The sequence below is a fragment of the Priestia sp. JV24 genome (assembly GCF_025910025.1).
Lineage (GTDB): Bacteria > Bacillota > Bacilli > Bacillales > Bacillaceae_H > Priestia > Priestia megaterium.
Window position 1 is genome coordinate 399,722 of sequence record NZ_JAPCIN010000020.1, and the last position, 14,624, is coordinate 414,345.

Below are 14,624 nucleotides of genomic sequence, written 5' to 3' on the forward strand. Positions count from 1 at the left end.
CCTCCCTCCCTGATTTACATTATTTATATAGTTCGTTTCTACGATTGAATAAGCACTTTTATTTCATTACCTGATAGAACGGCTTCGAATCCTTGACGCCAATAATCAAGAGGTACAATTTTAGTGATCATTTTATCTGTATTAATTTTCTTTTCTTCAAGGAGTTTCAAAGCAATATGCCAAGAACTTGGTTTCTGAGAGCGGGTTCCAATATATGTAATTTCTCTTTGGATGATAGATTCTTGATCTAAAAGGTTTAATTTTTCGGAGAAAATCCCTACTTGTACAAACGTTCCTTTTTTCTTAACCAGAGGCAACCCTTGGTTTAACGCCTGGACAGCACCTGAACACTCAAATAACTTGTCAACACCGTATCCCTTTGTATAAGTCAGCACAATTTCTTCTAAGCTTTCTTTTTGGATATCTACAGTTACGTCGATTCCTAAAGACTTAGCTAACTCTAAACGCTTCTGATCTTTTGTTATACCTGCTAATATAACAAACGCTCCTTGTGCTTTTACGACTTGTGCTTGCAGTAAACCAATGGGACCTGGACCAAAAATTAATACTTTATCTTCTTTTTTAACAACTGTTTTTTCTAAAGCTGCATGAACGCAGCAAGCTAGAGGCTCAGTTAAAGCAGCTGCTTTTAGGTCGACTGCATCTGGCAGCACATGGACACTTTCCTCACGTGAAATAACATATTCAGCAAAGCTGCCGTTTATTTGTGTACCTATTCCTTTTCGATGAGCGCACAGATTATAGTCTTTTTCTAAGCAATAATCACACTCTCCGCACGTCACAAATGTTGTTTCACTCGTTACTTTATCGCCAACTTTTATTTTTGTTACATCTTCCCCTACTTCAACGACTATACCGGAAAACTCATGCCCAAGCACAACCGGCGTCTGGGAATTTTTATATTGACCTGTAAACGTGTGAATATCCGTACCGCATATTCCGGTATACGCAACTTTAATCTTCACTTGGTTTTTCTGAACTTCTAATTCAGGGATTGTTTTTAACAGCATCTTATCGTAGCCTGGCTCTACCTTCATGACTGCCTTCATTTTTTTCACTCCTTATTTGGAATTATTAACACTTTTCCATAAGCTTCTTCTCGATTAATAATCATATTAAATGCCTTTTGCGTGTCTTCTAACTTGAATCGATGAGAAATTAATTCTTTTAATCTAATCTTTCCATTTAAAATAAAGTCAACGCTTGTTTTCCACTCTTTCCCGGGAAACGGTGCAGAATAAGAGTTCCAGGAACCTTGCAACGTAAGCTCTTTTCTAAAAATACTCTCAAATGCTGCTTCAGATAAACAAACATCTGAATAAGCAATACCTAAATATCCAACCTTCCCTTTTTTACGAGTAACGAGCAGGCACTGCTCTTGAGTGAGAGGGGAACCTGCACATTCGAGCGCAAGATCCACTCCTCTTCCTTTTGTATATTCATTAATTTTTTCAAGGACATTTTCGTAACGGGCATGAATCACTTTTTCACAACCCATGGCCTTCGCTTCTGCAAGCTTTTCACTAGAAATGTCGATGGCGATGATTTCTTTTACACCCGCAATTTTCAACCATTGAATCGTCAGCATGCCAATGACTCCTGCTCCAAAGACCGCTGCGGTGTCTCCTATTTGCGGATGAATATTAAGTACTCCATGAAGCGCTACTGCTAAAGGTTCTATCATCGCTGCTTCTTCAAAGTCCATCTCTCCTACTTGTATAACATTAGAAGCTGGAATATTCACATACTGAGCAAATCCGCCAAATGCTTGAGCACCTATCATTCCATAGTTTTCGCATAACGAATACTGTCCTTTTTGGCAATATTCACATGCGCTGCACGGTTTAAATGGAATAGCAGCTACTCTGTCCCCAACGTTCAAATCTGTTACTTTTGCCCCTATTTCGACGATATATCCAGCAAATTCATGACCCATAATGGCAGGCAGCGGATACTTCCATCTGCTTGTCATTTTGTGTGTATCCGATCCGCATATTCCTGCTGCCATTACTTTTATTTTGACTTCATTCGCTCGGCAGGAATCAATGCTAATATCTTGATAAATAATTTCATTTTTTTCATGCAGCACGGCCGCTTTCATTGCCTTACCTCCTGTTTGTGTCTATTTTAAAAAATAGAAGCCCACAGTTGAGAGAACTTAAGAATAAGCCAGTTAAATAAGTTTCCTCCCATGTCTAAACTTGAAATTTGTGTTGCACCTTCCGGCATAGAAAACTGGGCTCCTGATAACATTTGCGTATGCACATCTGCGAAATTCGTTGCCATGTAAAGTGATAGCGCTACCATAACGGTGCCCGAAATAAGAGAGTGTATAATATTTCCTCTTAATGAGCCCACAACAAAAGCTACATAGAAAGGAATGGTAGCCAAATCCCCAAAAGGCAACACTTTATTCCCAGGCAGAATGACAGCTAAAAGTAATGTAATGGGGACAAGTAACAATGCTGTAGCCATAACGGATGGATGTCCTACTGCAAGAGCGGCATCTAATCCAATATATATTTCACGATCACCATATCGTTTTTGAAGAAAAGAACGAGCTGCTTCAGAAATTGGAATAAGTCCTTCCATTAAGATTTTAACCATTCTAGGCATCAAAAGCATAACCGCTCCCATTGAAATACCTACTTGAAAAACTTTACCAAGATCATAGCCTGCTAATATACCAATTACACACCCTAAGATTAACCCCATCATCATTGGTTCACCGAAAATACCAAAACGTTTTTGAATAGATTCGGGATCTGCATTCAACCTTTTAATCCCTGGAATCCTTGATACACCCATACCTACCAAAATACCAATTGGTCCAAACGCAGCTGTAGAGCCTGTAGGAAGAGAAATTCCTTCTAACCCGTAAAATTTTTGAACCATTGGCGCCGTCTTATCTGCTACAAATAAAACAGCAATTTCATACAGAACGGTACACAATATTGCAAACCACCAGCTTCCTGTGACAACGTATCCTGTTGCACCAGCAGCGATAAAGTGCCAGTAGTTCCAAATATCAATATCAAGCGTCTTAGTCAGTTTTAATAAAAGCAAAATAATATTTACAAACAAGCAAACAGGAATTAGTATAGCTGCAACGGGAGATGCCCAAGATATTGCAGCGGCAGAAGGCCATCCTGTATCAATAACAGTTAGATTTAGACCAAATCGTTCAACCATTGCTTGTGCTGCTGGTCCTAAGTTTTTTACAAGTAAATCAATAACTAAGTTGATCCCGACAAAACCGATTCCTATTGTAATTCCGGATTTAAACGCTTTTTTTGCACCTGTTTTAAATAACAGGCCTAAGATAAAAATGGCAATTGGTAAAATAACTGTAGGTCCTAGATTTAATACTGCTTGCACACCTGATAGAAGTTTATCCATATCCATCCCTCATTTTTCTTTTGTCATTTTCTAAAATGGAGGCAACGCGTGATACCTATGCCTGTAAATGCGTCAGAATTTTTTGGTCCAGTGCTTCCATGCCAATTCCCGTGATATAGGAGGTTGCGCTTAATGCCGGGATGCTGTACGTTGTGGGTAAAATCGTTGTTGATACAATTAAATCCGCTCCTTCTTGGCGAGAAGCTACTTCCGCAATTTTACACTGCACAACTTCCGCGTTAATGCCGTTGTCCTTTAATAGATTTTCCACTCGTTCACACACCACTGTTGATGTTGCAATTCCTGCTCCGCACGCTACTAATACCGTATATTTTTTCATTCTAATCATCTCCCGATTTATTATTTTTAATTTTCTGACTAATCAATTTGCAACTGGTTTATTTAAGGCATCTATTATTTTTTGGTCCAGTGCTTCCATGCCAATCCCTGTGAGATAGGAGGTTGCGCTTAATGCAGGGATGCTGTACGTTGTGGGTAAAATCGTTGTCGATACAATTAAATCTGCTCCTTCTTGGCGAGAAGCTACTTCGGCAATTTTACACTGCACAACTTCCGCGTTAATGCCGTTGTCTTTTAATAGATTTTCCACTCGTTCACACACCACTGTTGATGTTGCAATTCCCGCTCCGCAAGCTACTAATACCGTATACTTTTTCATTTTACTTCTCCCCTTTTGTACTAATTTTTTCAACTCCATTAAAAATAGCTTGAACATTCCTTTGATTTTCAGCCTGTAATAATTGCTCTATTTTTTGCTGATCTTGAATTGTTTGCATCAGCTCCTGAAGTACTGTTAACTGGGTGTGAGGCTGGTTTAAACCTAATAGAAGCACAATGCGCACATCCACTTTTTTTGTATTATCATCCATTAAATAAAATGATACAGGTTTTTGTAAGGTAACCACACTAATAAATTGTTCAAAAACGTGCTCTGGATCTGTATGAGGGATTGCTACACTGTAATCGCCTATTTGGAGGCCTGTCGGAAAAGATGCTTCTCTTTCTTTGATTTTTGCCAGAAAGTTTTCACTGACATACCCTTTGCCAAATGCCTCTTTGTACACCATTTCAAAGATATCGGCTTGGTCTTTACATACACTATTTAACTTCAGTAACTCTTCTTTTAAAAAAGGCTGTAATGTCACGATTGTATCCTCCTTGCTATACATTCTGTACCATGATTAGATAGAGTGCGTTTTAATTATTTCATAGATTTTGTATTTTTCATTTAGCTGTTTCATCTCATTTATTACCCCGTTCATTTCCGCTAACTTCATCAGCTGCAGCATAGCGTTTAAATGTTTCTTTTTATCAATAGCTGCGATAACAACAATAAAATGAACTTTTTGCTCTCCGCATAATAAGCCTTCTTTTAACTTAAGTAAGCTCATGCCTACTGCTTGAACACCGTCCTCAGGGCTTGCGTGAGGTATGGCAACATTAAGTCTTAGTACAATATGTGGAGACATAGACGGATATTGTTCCTGCATTTTATCAATATAAGCTTCAGTAATAACACCTTTATGTAAAAGCGGGGCAGCGGCTATTGAAATAGCTTCCTTCCAGCTTTCCACTTGATCGCGCAGCACAATTGTTTCGGGTGTAATTAAATCTGCTAAACTGTATTCTTGATTTTTACTTGTTTCGTTTAATATTTGGAGAGAAAAATAGTCTTGCAATGCTTTTTGAAGTTGAGACTTCTGATCAACTTTTGCATATTTTTCAATGACACTTATTAACTGTTCAATGTTTACCACGGATGTATTTAAACCGAATATGGTTTGAATGACTCGCTGCCGAAGCTGCAGCTTTTGAAAATCGGAAATAAATTGTTCCACAATAAATAAATGCTTAGAAGTCTGAACAGTAACAGGAGAAAATACCATATCAAATTCTGCTTTTGATTGCTCAAATTCTCGAATTGAAAGAGCTTCGTAGAAATAAAACTCTGGAAATAGATCACGGAGCGTGTGCTCCATCAAATGTGAAATGGATACCCCGTTAGGACAAACAACAACCGCTCGCTTTTTCAGCTGTATCGTTTCGCCACTGTTAATTAAATGTCCGCCAATAAAAACGGTAATAAACATCACTTCGCTTTCAGGAATAGAGCAGCCAATATAAGTTTCAAAAGGCTTTAATGAGTCCTTTACAATGTAGTGAATGGCTTCGAACTCTTCACTAACTTTTTCAATTATTGAATAGTTAGTAGTTAGCTGATATTTAATGCGGTAGTAAGCTGGTTTCATATGCAGCACTAATTTTTGAAGCAGCTTCTCTTTTTCTTTAAAAGTAATACATGCTTTTTTCTCAAATAACGCAAGGCTGTTTTTTAATGAAGATTTTAATTCAAGAGTTTCTTCCTCTCTTAAAAATTGGGAGGATAGAACGTTAGAAGTAAGCAATTGTAATGTAATAAATAAACGTTCTTCCTTTGGGATACAAGCAGCATCTTCAATTAAAATTTCGGCAGCTTCAAACTCTTTTGTATCCGATAGTTCTTCATAGTCGATATGATAAGAATCTTTAATTAAGTTTCCTTTTTTAATTCGTTTTAACAAAATGGCTATTGTATATGGAAGAAGTTTTATTTTTTGATCGATAAATTGAAGTGCTAAACGCTTTTCTACTTTTTCCATTTGCTCTTTTAATCTCTGAATTTCTTCTCTTGAAATTCCTGTATATGCCTGAATATACGTCTCGCCTTGATACATGTCATATACGGTCCGCAGTACTTCAATAAGCAGCTTCCTTTTATTCCACTCACTTCCTACTATGTCGTATCCATGCATTCGCGAATAAATAATTTCAAGATGATAACCATTTACAATTTTCTGTGTATATTTCATATCTCTTAATACTGTATTCTTACTCACTGATAGCGAGCTGGAGAAATGAAGTAAAGATAATTCTTCTTCGCTGCCTAATAGCATAAGCAAAACCAATTGAGCTCTTTCTTTTTCAGACGGAATATAACTTCCAGCAGAGTGTTCGACTTTTTCAGCAAACAGTTCCATTAGAAGAGGATCAATAATAAATTTCCCCCCGTTCGTTCGCTGAATTTTTGGGTAGTTATTACTCTTTAACCAGTCATTAATTTTTGTAAAGCTGTAGCTAATCTGCCTCCGTGAAAGATGATACTTTCTCTCTAATTCTGCATTGGAAATACTTGGATTGCTAACCACTCGTTTTAAAATTAAATTGCTCCTTTCATCTAGATGCATCAATTGCTCCCCCCTTGCTTAAATTTATTCTATCACTGATCTCCACCAAAATGTTTACGCTTTCATTACCACTTCTGGTCGAATTATTGTGCAACTTGATGGTTAACTCTTCCTTACCATTGTAGACATTTCGCTAGTGATTAGATAGAAAAAGAAAAACTGTTTTTGACTACGATTTTTACGTCACAGTGAATAAAAAAACCTGACTGTTTAGTCAGGTTTTTTGTAGTATCGGTTTTTATTGATGCTCTCCTATTCCAAATACTTCTGCTACGTGATTTTTTAATTTATGCTTGTAGTGATCAATGTTTGGATGTTTAACTACATCATGAATAGAGTAAGTTGGAAGTGGACTCATACCGACGTACTGATTCATTTTATGCAAATGCATAATGGCTTCGTCTAAACTTTTTCCTTCATAGAAAGCTTCGTCATTGTCGAAAATAGCTTCCGGCGCATTCCATGTGAGAGAAAACATGTATTTTTTCCCTGTTAATAAGCCCCCTCGCCCGTATTGATTTGAACCTTTAAAGAAAATGTTATCCATATACACGCGATCAATATATTGCTTAAACTTTCCGGGAATGCTGAACCAGTAAATAGGCGTCTGCATAATCACAACATCAGCCCATAGCCACTTTTCAATTTCTTCTTCTACTTCGTAGCCTTTATCAACCACCGTTGTTTTAATGTCAAATTGATCAGTGAGTAAATGCTGTATTTCGTTAAAAATCGTCTGATTTAACTCTCCTTTTGACTTTTTATAATACTCGTGTCCATTAATGATTAATACGTTTTTCATGCTGACCTGCTCCTTTCCCAAATCTTTGTTTCTTTATCTTCATATATCTGTATACCCATAAAAACTACTTGCCTATCAGTACTACCTCTTACTTTGAAGTAACATAGGTACCTAGAAGTCCCTTTTTAAACACCCTTATAATTTCCTAAACAAAGAAAAAAACAAAGTCTAATTTACTAATTCTTTAGAAGGTATTTAACTCTCACAAAGCAAATCGTTTTTTTAAATCAGTTCATTTCACCCAACAAAAAAAGACTGACGAATTAAATTTCGTCAGTCTTTCTGTCTTTTTTATTTTGGTTCGCCTACTTCATTTAACGGATAGTAGCGAAACTGCACTTTTCCGATAACTGATTTTTGTGGAATGAAGCCAAATGCTCGTCCATCATGACTTACAGGACGGTTGTCCCCCATGACAAACAGTGAATTTTTCGGTACCTTCACTTTGCCATCAGTTGCAGGCAGCGTTCGAAGCGTAAAATCTTCCGTGAATTTCTCATCAGGTGCAAGAGATTTTTTAGATTCTTTTAAATACGGCTCTTTATAAGCTTTGCCGTTAATATACAGAACGTCGTTTTTCATTTCTACCGTATCTCCTGGCAGGCCAATTACACGTTTAATATAATTTTCATCTGCATCCGGTGCATGAAATACAATCATATCAAAGCGATCAACATCACTGATTTTATTTAAAATGACGCGGTTTGAATCTTCAAACGTTGGATACATCGATTCACCGTGAACCGTAGTTGGCGCAAATAAAAAATGGCGAACTCCCACTACAATAACCAATGCAATAACAATGGACTTAATCCATGAAAATACTTCTTTTTTTACGTTATTTTTGCTCATTTTAAAACATCCCTTACGTCAAAATATACTTTCATCATAGCATCAAATAGAGGGAAAGTATAATAATAACCGAATAATCTTATTTATTGATCGCCGTTGCTCACCGTGCCTTGATGGAAAAACAAACGCCACTTTTCTTCTCTTTTTCGCCAAATAGAACTGCGAAGCGTCTTTTTTTCTGCCGTATGATTCATAAGATGATAAGTAGTTAATACGCAGTCAGGAGACAATACGTCTATATGAAAATGAGAGATTTCGAATACATCTGGCGAAAGTACATGATTGTTATTGTAATCTTTTCGTTTCCATACCCTGCCCGAGCTGCCAAACTCCACGTAATCATCTGCAAGAATATTTGAAAGCTCTTTAGCAGAGGTGCGTATCTCAGATTTTAAGTGACTGCATTCTAAATTATAAAATGTTTGAGTGAGATTCTCTTTTTCCACTTTCACAGTCTCCTCTCATTCTTTCTTACATTCATTATAAAGGAATACTGCCGTTTTCACTTAAGACTTGTTGCATCATTTTGATCATTTCAAACATAGAAACCCCTCCTACGTTAGAAATTTTTTTCATAAGAGTTTCCCTTCATATTAAAATAAAGCATCGCACACAGTGCTTTTGCACCTCTCCTTTCTTCAAAAGTAGTTCAAAAGCAGATTGTACCTATTTAGCGATTTCTATCTGTCTAGTAAAATTTTTTCTCAAGAGCGTTGCTTTTCATCTCAGAACCTATTGACTATTATTTTCATTTCATACAAAATTAACAATTGTGCATGGTTTACATGTTAATACGAGCAAAAAGATACTGTTTTGCAACATTAAAGGAGGAACATCATGAACATCGGTACGATTAAAAGAGAAGCTAAAGCTTCTTTAAAGAATCGCTGGGGACTTGCGATTCTACTGACGGTGGTGACGTACGGAGTATATACGCTTCTGCCTATTCCATTTGAAATTGTGGCAAGCGGCGGTTATGAAAATTGGATGAAAGATGAATCTGACTCGTCCTCATGGATTTCAACTGCCTTTGCTATCGTATTTTCACCTCTTCTTATGGCGAACTACTGGGCATTTTTAGGTTTAGCACGAGGTGAATCTGTTCAATTGGGGCACTTGTTTAAAACATTCCAAGACTTCGGTCTTTATGTAAAGTCACTAGGAATTTATGTACTTATGACTCTTTATGTGATGCTGTGGTCACTGCTTTTACTAATTCCTGGAATTATTAAAGCACTGGCATATTCACAAACGTACTATATTTGTAAAGACAATCCTACTTATTCGATGAATCAAGCGATTACAGAAAGCCGCAGGTTGATGAATGGTTATAAAGGACAGTACTTCCTGCTGCTGCTAAGCTTTCTTGGCTGGTTTTTATTAAGTATTATTACACTAGGAATCGGCTTTTTATGGTCTATTCCATACCTTTCTGCTTCACTTGCCCGTTTTTATGAAAATTTGTTAAATGAACGCTCATCGCATGCTGAATAATAAAAAAATCCTCTTCATCGTGAAGGGGATTTTTTTATAAGAACACGGTTTGCATAAGTGAAGCTCTTATGTCATAAAGCTTACTAAGAGTATAGAAGAAAGGCAGGAGCTTATATGTATACTACAAGTGAAATTTGTCAGCAGTTTGGCCAGATTTTAAACGCTAAAAGCAAAGTTAGTTCAACAGGATGCTCAGTGTCGCTTAAAAGAAGTTTTCAAGCTCATGTTCAAGGGCGGAAAAGCAGCTCTGTCGTTCCTGTTGGTGTATCATTTGAGGCGATAGATGCACAGGGAAACGCGTTAAACTTGGCTGAGATTGCTATTTTACAAGAAGAAATCCCCCGTTTTACAGAAGCTGCTGCGCGGCAAGGTCTTATCGTAAGCGCTTTGCATAACCATTGGCTTTTTACAGAACCGGTCCTTATGTATCTTCATATTCAATCTGTAGAGCCTCCTTTACATTTTGCAAAAAAAATGGCTTTTTGTTTTACAATGCTCAAGAGTCTTCCCGTTCCGACAAACGAATAGTTTATTAAACGCGTCTCTCAGGTACATTAGAAAGGTGAGAGATGAGAGATGTTTTTTATACCTATAGACTACTAATATAGCTAAAGGAAACCTCCTTACCTTTTAAGTCATTAACAAAAGGGCGCTATGTATTTTTGAGAAGCTGCATAAAAACGAAACCCAGCACTTTCTTATAAGTGCTGGGTTTCTGCTTTATCTATTTTCGCGTATATCTTTTTCAATTTTCCGCAATGCTTTTTTTGATCCTCGCTGCAGATCATGCTGCTCTTTTCGATCTTTATAGCTAATAAATAATGAATCGAGATCATAGCCTTCGGGATATAATTCAGCAGCTTTGATTTCAAGAGCTACTCGCTTAACGTTTACTTCAATTAACTCATTCTGATAGAGTACGACTATATTGTTTGTGTTGTCTTTAGACTTATACACAATCGCATGATTTTCATAATCTAACAGTTTGACTCGATCTCCTATTTGGTATTCAACAAGGTCTTTTTTCTTTTCCTTCAAAACAGTTGGTTTTTTTATTTTATTTTCTCTGACAACTTCTGTATCATACGATTTGCTTTCCATATAGAACTTTGCTTTTTGTAAAATCTCTTCTTCTACCTTCATTTTCTTTGAAATCCAAAGCGCATTGCTTTCACCAGATGTGCCAATTAACAGCTGATACAGCGGTTCTAATGTTTTATCGTTGAACTGCATCGCAGCATTCATAAAGTCAGGATGAATTTCTGAGAAACGCTTAATTTCTCCGTAATGCGTAGTCGCGACCGTTATGCAGCCCATATGATAAAACTTTTCTAAAATTGCAATCGCAAGTGCAGCTCCTTCATTCGGTTCGGTGCCGCTGCCAATTTCATCGAATAGGAGCAGCGTATTGTTCGTTGCTTTTTGCAAAATAGCCGATATATTTTTCATGTGTGAGGAAAAGGTGCTCAGCGCATTTTCAATACTTTGGTTGTCGCCGATATCGACAAAAATATGTTCAAACAATGCAATTTCTGTTCCTTCATCAGCTGTAATATGAAAGCCTAACATTGTAGCGAGTGTCAGTAGCCCAATCGTTTTTAAGACAACGGTTTTTCCTCCTGCGTTAGGTCCGGTAATAATTAAGCTTCGATAATTCTCGCCAATTTCGAAGTGAAGCGGAACAATTTTACCAGTTAACAGCGGGTGATATGCACCTTTTAAATGAATATATCCATAATCATTAATTTTAGGTTCGATTCCATCGGCCTGTTTACTGTATTTTGCTTTGGCAAACACCATGTCGTATTGGCTAATTAGCTCTAAATTAATATGAATATCAGCTAGCTTCTCTAACACTAAACCTGTTAAAGACGCTAAAATTTGATATTCTTCTACCTCTTCTTCTGCTTTCAAAATCGCTAGTTCCGCATTCAGCTTTGTAATAGATGCCGGCTCTATGAACACTGTTGACCCTTTAGAAGATGTCTCAACAATCGTTCCTCCAACATGGTTTTTATAGGATGCCTTGATCGGAATCGTATAGCGGTCTCCTTTTTTACTGATGAAGAAGTCTTGAATATACTCTTTGTTTTTACCGTTTCGTAAAAATTTCGCAAGCTGTTCTGAAATCTTAGCTTCCGTTCCTTCTATATGTCTTCTTATACGCTTGAGCTCTTTACTTGCCGCAGCGTCTACTTTTCCGGCTTTGATCGCAAAATTAATTTCCTCTTCTATACCTGTCAGTTCTTTCATCGAATGGGCATAGGAACTTAAGAGCGAAGCAAAAAATTCTTTATCCACCATATATTGTTTTACTTTTCTGCAGCCTTTTAAAAAATCAGATACGCGCATTAACTCTTCAGGTTCTAAAATCATGCCTTTTTCAAGCTTTTCGATAACTCTTCCTATACCTGAGACACCTGATAGCGGAAGTGATTTCTCAGCATCTAGAAGTCTTCGTGCTTCCGTTGTTTCTTTAAGTCGGTTTTTTACTGTTTTAAGAGATGTGCTCGGCTGAAGTTTATCCATTAATTGTTTTCCCAGCTCACTTATGCAGTGAGATTTTACGATTTCTTTTAATTCCTGATACTGCAATTTTTCAAATGTCATCGTATTCATGGTTTTTCTCCTCACTATGATTTGTCATCACATATGAAGATACCTATTCATTAGAAGGCAATGAAAAAGGTAAATAAAAAAAGCTGTGGTGATCCCACAGCTTTTTGCGTTCATAAGGTGTCTAACACATATCACAAAAGAAAGCTCTGTAAAAACAGACGCCTCTTTCGCGAAAGATGCCGAACCCTTTATAAAGCATTGTAGGTATCTTCATAGGCAGTGAAATAAATCCATAAGCAAATAAAGGGTACCTTCATTCTCCAAAAAATACCCGTCTTGCTTATTTAATTTATTTCATTCAATTGTTCCTATTTAGATACTACTCCGCTCATAAAAGCACCTCATCTATATTTTAGTTTTCATTGGCTTCTAATTTACACTCTTATCATACTATATGAAAAAGCGTGCGTAAAGGAGACAATAAAAAAGCTCAAGAGCATAACTTGAGCTTTCATGACAAAAGAAAAAAACGAAGCAGCGCCATCATTCCAACTCCGCTAATAACGGTGATGGATAAGCTTTTGGTTTTCAGCGCAATCAGTAAGGTTGGAATGACTACGATAATGACGGGCCAGTTAATCTTTACGCTGTCATTTGCTTGGCTGTCATTTGCTTGAATGATAAAGTTTTCTACAACAAGTGCGGTTAAAATACAAATAGGAATATAGGATAGCCATTTTAATACGGGTTCTGGCAGCGCGATGTTACGCACAACTAAAAACGGAACAATGCGGGGAACTACGGTAACAAGGGCACATCCTAAAATAACGATGAGTGTTGGGTAGTGGATGCTCATTTATCCGTCACCACCCCAATTGTCGCTACAATAATCGTTGAAATCAATACAGCTACATGTGAAGGTACGAAAAAAGACAGCACAATCATAATAATCGCCATATAAAGAATCAAACGTAAGTAATGATTAAGCTTTGAAGGTAACACGCTTTCGATTTGTAAAACAAGCAGAGCTAAAAACATAGCTGTTAAGGCAAAATCAAACCCAAAGGCTTCCGGGTTTGATAGCATATGGCCAAAAATAGCTCCTGCCGTACAGGCGATAATCCAGCTGACGTAAGCCGTTATATTTAATCCATTCATCCAGCGGTCATTAATTGGCTCACCTTTTGCAATTTTACTTGAAGACACCCCGAATGATTCATCCGTTAGAAGGGCTCCGATTCCAACGTTTTTTAATAATGAATATTTTGTAAACTCAGGCGCGACCGTAGCGCTCAAAAGAAAGTGTCGTAAGTTTACAATAAATGTTGTGAGAATAATAGCTGAAATCGAACTGTTTGCAACCATCAGTGCACAAATAATAAACTGTGCTGCCCCTGCATACACGAGCGCTGATAATAAAGCAACTTCCATAACGGAAAGATGCGAGGATACTCCAACGATCCCAGCCGCAAGCCCTATGCTTATGTAACCGAGTAGCGTAGGGATACAATCCTTAGCCCCTTGTCTGAACGTTAAGTCCACTTTTTCTCTTTGCTGTACTGCTTTTTCTGCAATCACCGTACTCCCTCCTTTTCTGCTATATTATACATCTATACGTTATATTAAACAACGGTATGTTATACTATCTTTATAATAATTAAAGGAGTACAACAATGGACGCGATTCAAGATATTATTGCTAAAAATCTTGTTAAATTACGAAAACATCGAAATTTGACGCTTGATCAAGTTTCCGAATTAACCGGTGTTAGTAAAGCAATGCTTGCACAAATTGAAAAGGGTAAATCCAGTCCCACGGTTACCACGCTTTGGAAAATCGCCAACGGCCTTCAAGTCTCTTTTTCTGTATTTATGAAAGAAGACACCCCGGATGTGCAGAAAGTAAGCATAAAACAGCTAGATCCCATCACGGACAACAAAGGTGATTACTTAGTATATTCTTTTTTTCCTTATCATCCGGAAAAAAAGTTTGAAATTTACATCGTCACATTAAAGCCTGGATGCGTGCACGAAGCGAAAACTCATTTAGGAGATGAATACTTACTTATTAAAGAAGGCGAATTAACGGTTCGTTTTGAAAATGAAGAACATGAATTAGTCTCGGGAGATGCTCTGCATTTTTCAGGAAATACCTCTCACAGCTATATCAATTCTTCTGAAGAAGAAGCAAGCTTTTTTTTGCTTATGCACTACCCCGAATCATAAAAAAAAGAGCGTACGGATGATCCGTAC

Annotated in this window: 16 protein-coding genes; 3 read left to right on the forward strand and 13 right to left on the reverse strand. The window is 37.2% G+C overall.

The features are described from left to right. Window positions 1-38 precede the first annotated feature (38 nt). The 10 genes from OK414_RS17190 to OK414_RS17235 all read right to left on the reverse strand — a co-directional run bounded on the left by OK414_RS17190 (window position 39) and on the right by OK414_RS17235 (window position 8,765). Window positions 39-1,070: a zinc-binding dehydrogenase gene (locus OK414_RS17190; protein WP_016764835.1), complete on the reverse strand. Its 1,032-nt coding sequence runs from the start codon at window positions 1,068-1,070 to the stop codon at window positions 39-41. A 5-nt stretch (window positions 1,071-1,075) separates the two neighbouring features. After that, the gene (locus OK414_RS17195; RefSeq protein ID WP_016764836.1) at window positions 1,076-2,122 is read right to left on the reverse strand and encodes a galactitol-1-phosphate 5-dehydrogenase; all 1,047 of its coding nucleotides are present in this window, start codon (window positions 2,120-2,122) and stop codon (window positions 1,076-1,078) included. 26 nt (window positions 2,123-2,148) lie between these two features. Then, window positions 2,149-3,420 (reverse strand): PTS galactitol transporter subunit IIC, encoded by a 1,272-nt coding sequence (locus OK414_RS17200; RefSeq protein WP_013057898.1) that lies wholly within the window; start codon window positions 3,418-3,420, stop codon window positions 2,149-2,151. A gap of 55 nt (window positions 3,421-3,475) precedes the next feature. Further along, window positions 3,476-3,760 carry a PTS sugar transporter subunit IIB gene (locus OK414_RS17205; protein WP_013057899.1) on the reverse strand — a complete coding sequence of 95 codons (285 nt, stop codon included), beginning with the start codon at window positions 3,758-3,760 and terminating at the stop codon, window positions 3,476-3,478. A gap of 42 nt (window positions 3,761-3,802) precedes the next feature. After that, complete coding sequence (locus OK414_RS17210) at window positions 3,803-4,099, reverse strand: PTS sugar transporter subunit IIB (protein ID WP_128820277.1); 297 nt, start codon at window positions 4,097-4,099, stop codon at window positions 3,803-3,805. Between the two features lies 1 nt (window position 4,100). After that, window positions 4,101-4,586: a PTS sugar transporter subunit IIA gene (locus tag OK414_RS17215; protein ID WP_016764838.1), complete on the reverse strand. Its 486-nt coding sequence runs from the start codon at window positions 4,584-4,586 to the stop codon at window positions 4,101-4,103. A gap of 36 nt (window positions 4,587-4,622) precedes the next feature. After that, complete coding sequence (locus OK414_RS17220; protein ID WP_263045366.1) at window positions 4,623-6,665, reverse strand: BglG family transcription antiterminator; 2,043 nt, start codon at window positions 6,663-6,665, stop codon at window positions 4,623-4,625. A gap of 238 nt (window positions 6,666-6,903) precedes the next feature. Then, complete coding sequence (locus OK414_RS17225) at window positions 6,904-7,467, reverse strand: NAD(P)H-dependent oxidoreductase (protein WP_034650577.1); 564 nt, start codon at window positions 7,465-7,467, stop codon at window positions 6,904-6,906. A 291-nt stretch (window positions 7,468-7,758) separates the two neighbouring features. Continuing rightward, complete coding sequence (gene lepB / locus OK414_RS17230) at window positions 7,759-8,319, reverse strand: signal peptidase I (protein WP_205661610.1); 561 nt, start codon at window positions 8,317-8,319, stop codon at window positions 7,759-7,761. Between the two features lie 83 nt (window positions 8,320-8,402). After that, complete coding sequence (locus OK414_RS17235; RefSeq protein ID WP_047931999.1) at window positions 8,403-8,765, reverse strand: DUF4440 domain-containing protein; 363 nt, start codon at window positions 8,763-8,765, stop codon at window positions 8,403-8,405. Window positions 8,766-9,156: 391 nt separating this feature from the next. On the opposite strand from OK414_RS17235, the gene OK414_RS17240 reads away from it, so the two are divergent. Both OK414_RS17240 and OK414_RS17245 read left to right on the forward strand, forming a co-directional pair. Continuing rightward, window positions 9,157-9,813: a DUF975 family protein gene (locus OK414_RS17240; protein ID WP_205661611.1), complete on the forward strand. Its 657-nt coding sequence runs from the start codon at window positions 9,157-9,159 to the stop codon at window positions 9,811-9,813. A gap of 114 nt (window positions 9,814-9,927) precedes the next feature. Beyond that, window positions 9,928-10,341 (forward strand): DUF1259 domain-containing protein, encoded by a 414-nt coding sequence (locus tag OK414_RS17245; RefSeq protein ID WP_263045241.1) that lies wholly within the window; start codon window positions 9,928-9,930, stop codon window positions 10,339-10,341. 192 nt (window positions 10,342-10,533) lie between these two features. Here OK414_RS17245 and OK414_RS17250 read toward each other — a convergent pair whose 3' ends face one another. From OK414_RS17250 to OK414_RS17260, 3 genes are all read right to left on the reverse strand, one after another. Beyond that, window positions 10,534-12,432, reverse strand: a complete 1,899-nt coding sequence (locus OK414_RS17250) for an endonuclease MutS2 (protein WP_263045242.1) — start codon at window positions 12,430-12,432, stop codon at window positions 10,534-10,536. A 451-nt stretch (window positions 12,433-12,883) separates the two neighbouring features. Then, window positions 12,884-13,228, reverse strand: coding sequence for an AzlD domain-containing protein (locus OK414_RS17255; protein WP_263045243.1), 345 nt, complete (start codon window positions 13,226-13,228; stop codon window positions 12,884-12,886). Beyond that, on the reverse strand, window positions 13,225-13,950 hold the full coding sequence (locus OK414_RS17260; protein ID WP_034650567.1) for an AzlC family ABC transporter permease: 726 nt from the start codon (window positions 13,948-13,950) through the stop codon (window positions 13,225-13,227). Before OK414_RS17260 ends, OK414_RS17255 begins: the two co-directional genes overlap by 4 nt. 95 nt (window positions 13,951-14,045) lie before the next feature. On the opposite strand from OK414_RS17260, the gene OK414_RS17265 reads away from it, so the two are divergent. Then, complete coding sequence (locus OK414_RS17265; protein ID WP_016764849.1) at window positions 14,046-14,597, forward strand: helix-turn-helix domain-containing protein; 552 nt, start codon at window positions 14,046-14,048, stop codon at window positions 14,595-14,597. The last annotated feature ends 27 nt before the right edge of the window (window positions 14,598-14,624 follow it).

What these genes read in the sequence shown, in the direction of transcription:
- OK414_RS17190 (WP_016764835.1), bottom strand. Translation starts at nt 1,070, where the DNA reads ATGAAGGCAGTCATGAAGGTAGAGCCAGGCTACGATAAGATGCTGTTA.
- OK414_RS17195 (WP_016764836.1), bottom strand. Translation starts at nt 2,122, where the DNA reads ATGAAAGCGGCCGTGCTGCATGAAAAAAATGAAATTATTTATCAAGAT.
- OK414_RS17200 (WP_013057898.1), bottom strand. Translation starts at nt 3,420, where the DNA reads ATGGATAAACTTCTATCAGGTGTGCAAGCAGTATTAAATCTAGGACCT.
- OK414_RS17205 (WP_013057899.1), bottom strand. Translation starts at nt 3,760, where the DNA reads ATGAAAAAATATACGGTATTAGTAGCGTGCGGAGCAGGAATTGCAACA.
- OK414_RS17210 (WP_128820277.1), bottom strand. Translation starts at nt 4,099, where the DNA reads ATGAAAAAGTATACGGTATTAGTAGCTTGCGGAGCGGGAATTGCAACA.
- OK414_RS17220 (WP_263045366.1), bottom strand. Translation starts at nt 6,665, where the DNA reads ATGCATCTAGATGAAAGGAGCAATTTAATTTTAAAACGAGTGGTTAGC.
- OK414_RS17225 (WP_034650577.1), bottom strand. Translation starts at nt 7,467, where the DNA reads ATGAAAAACGTATTAATCATTAATGGACACGAGTATTATAAAAAGTCA.
- lepB (WP_205661610.1), bottom strand. Translation starts at nt 8,319, where the DNA reads ATGAGCAAAAATAACGTAAAAAAAGAAGTATTTTCATGGATTAAGTCC.
- OK414_RS17240 (WP_205661611.1), top strand. Translation starts at nt 9,157, where the DNA reads ATGAACATCGGTACGATTAAAAGAGAAGCTAAAGCTTCTTTAAAGAAT.
- OK414_RS17245 (WP_263045241.1), top strand. Translation starts at nt 9,928, where the DNA reads ATGTATACTACAAGTGAAATTTGTCAGCAGTTTGGCCAGATTTTAAAC.
- OK414_RS17250 (WP_263045242.1), bottom strand. Translation starts at nt 12,432, where the DNA reads ATGAATACGATGACATTTGAAAAATTGCAGTATCAGGAATTAAAAGAA.
- OK414_RS17255 (WP_263045243.1), bottom strand. Translation starts at nt 13,228, where the DNA reads ATGAGCATCCACTACCCAACACTCATCGTTATTTTAGGATGTGCCCTT.
- OK414_RS17265 (WP_016764849.1), top strand. Translation starts at nt 14,046, where the DNA reads ATGGACGCGATTCAAGATATTATTGCTAAAAATCTTGTTAAATTACGA.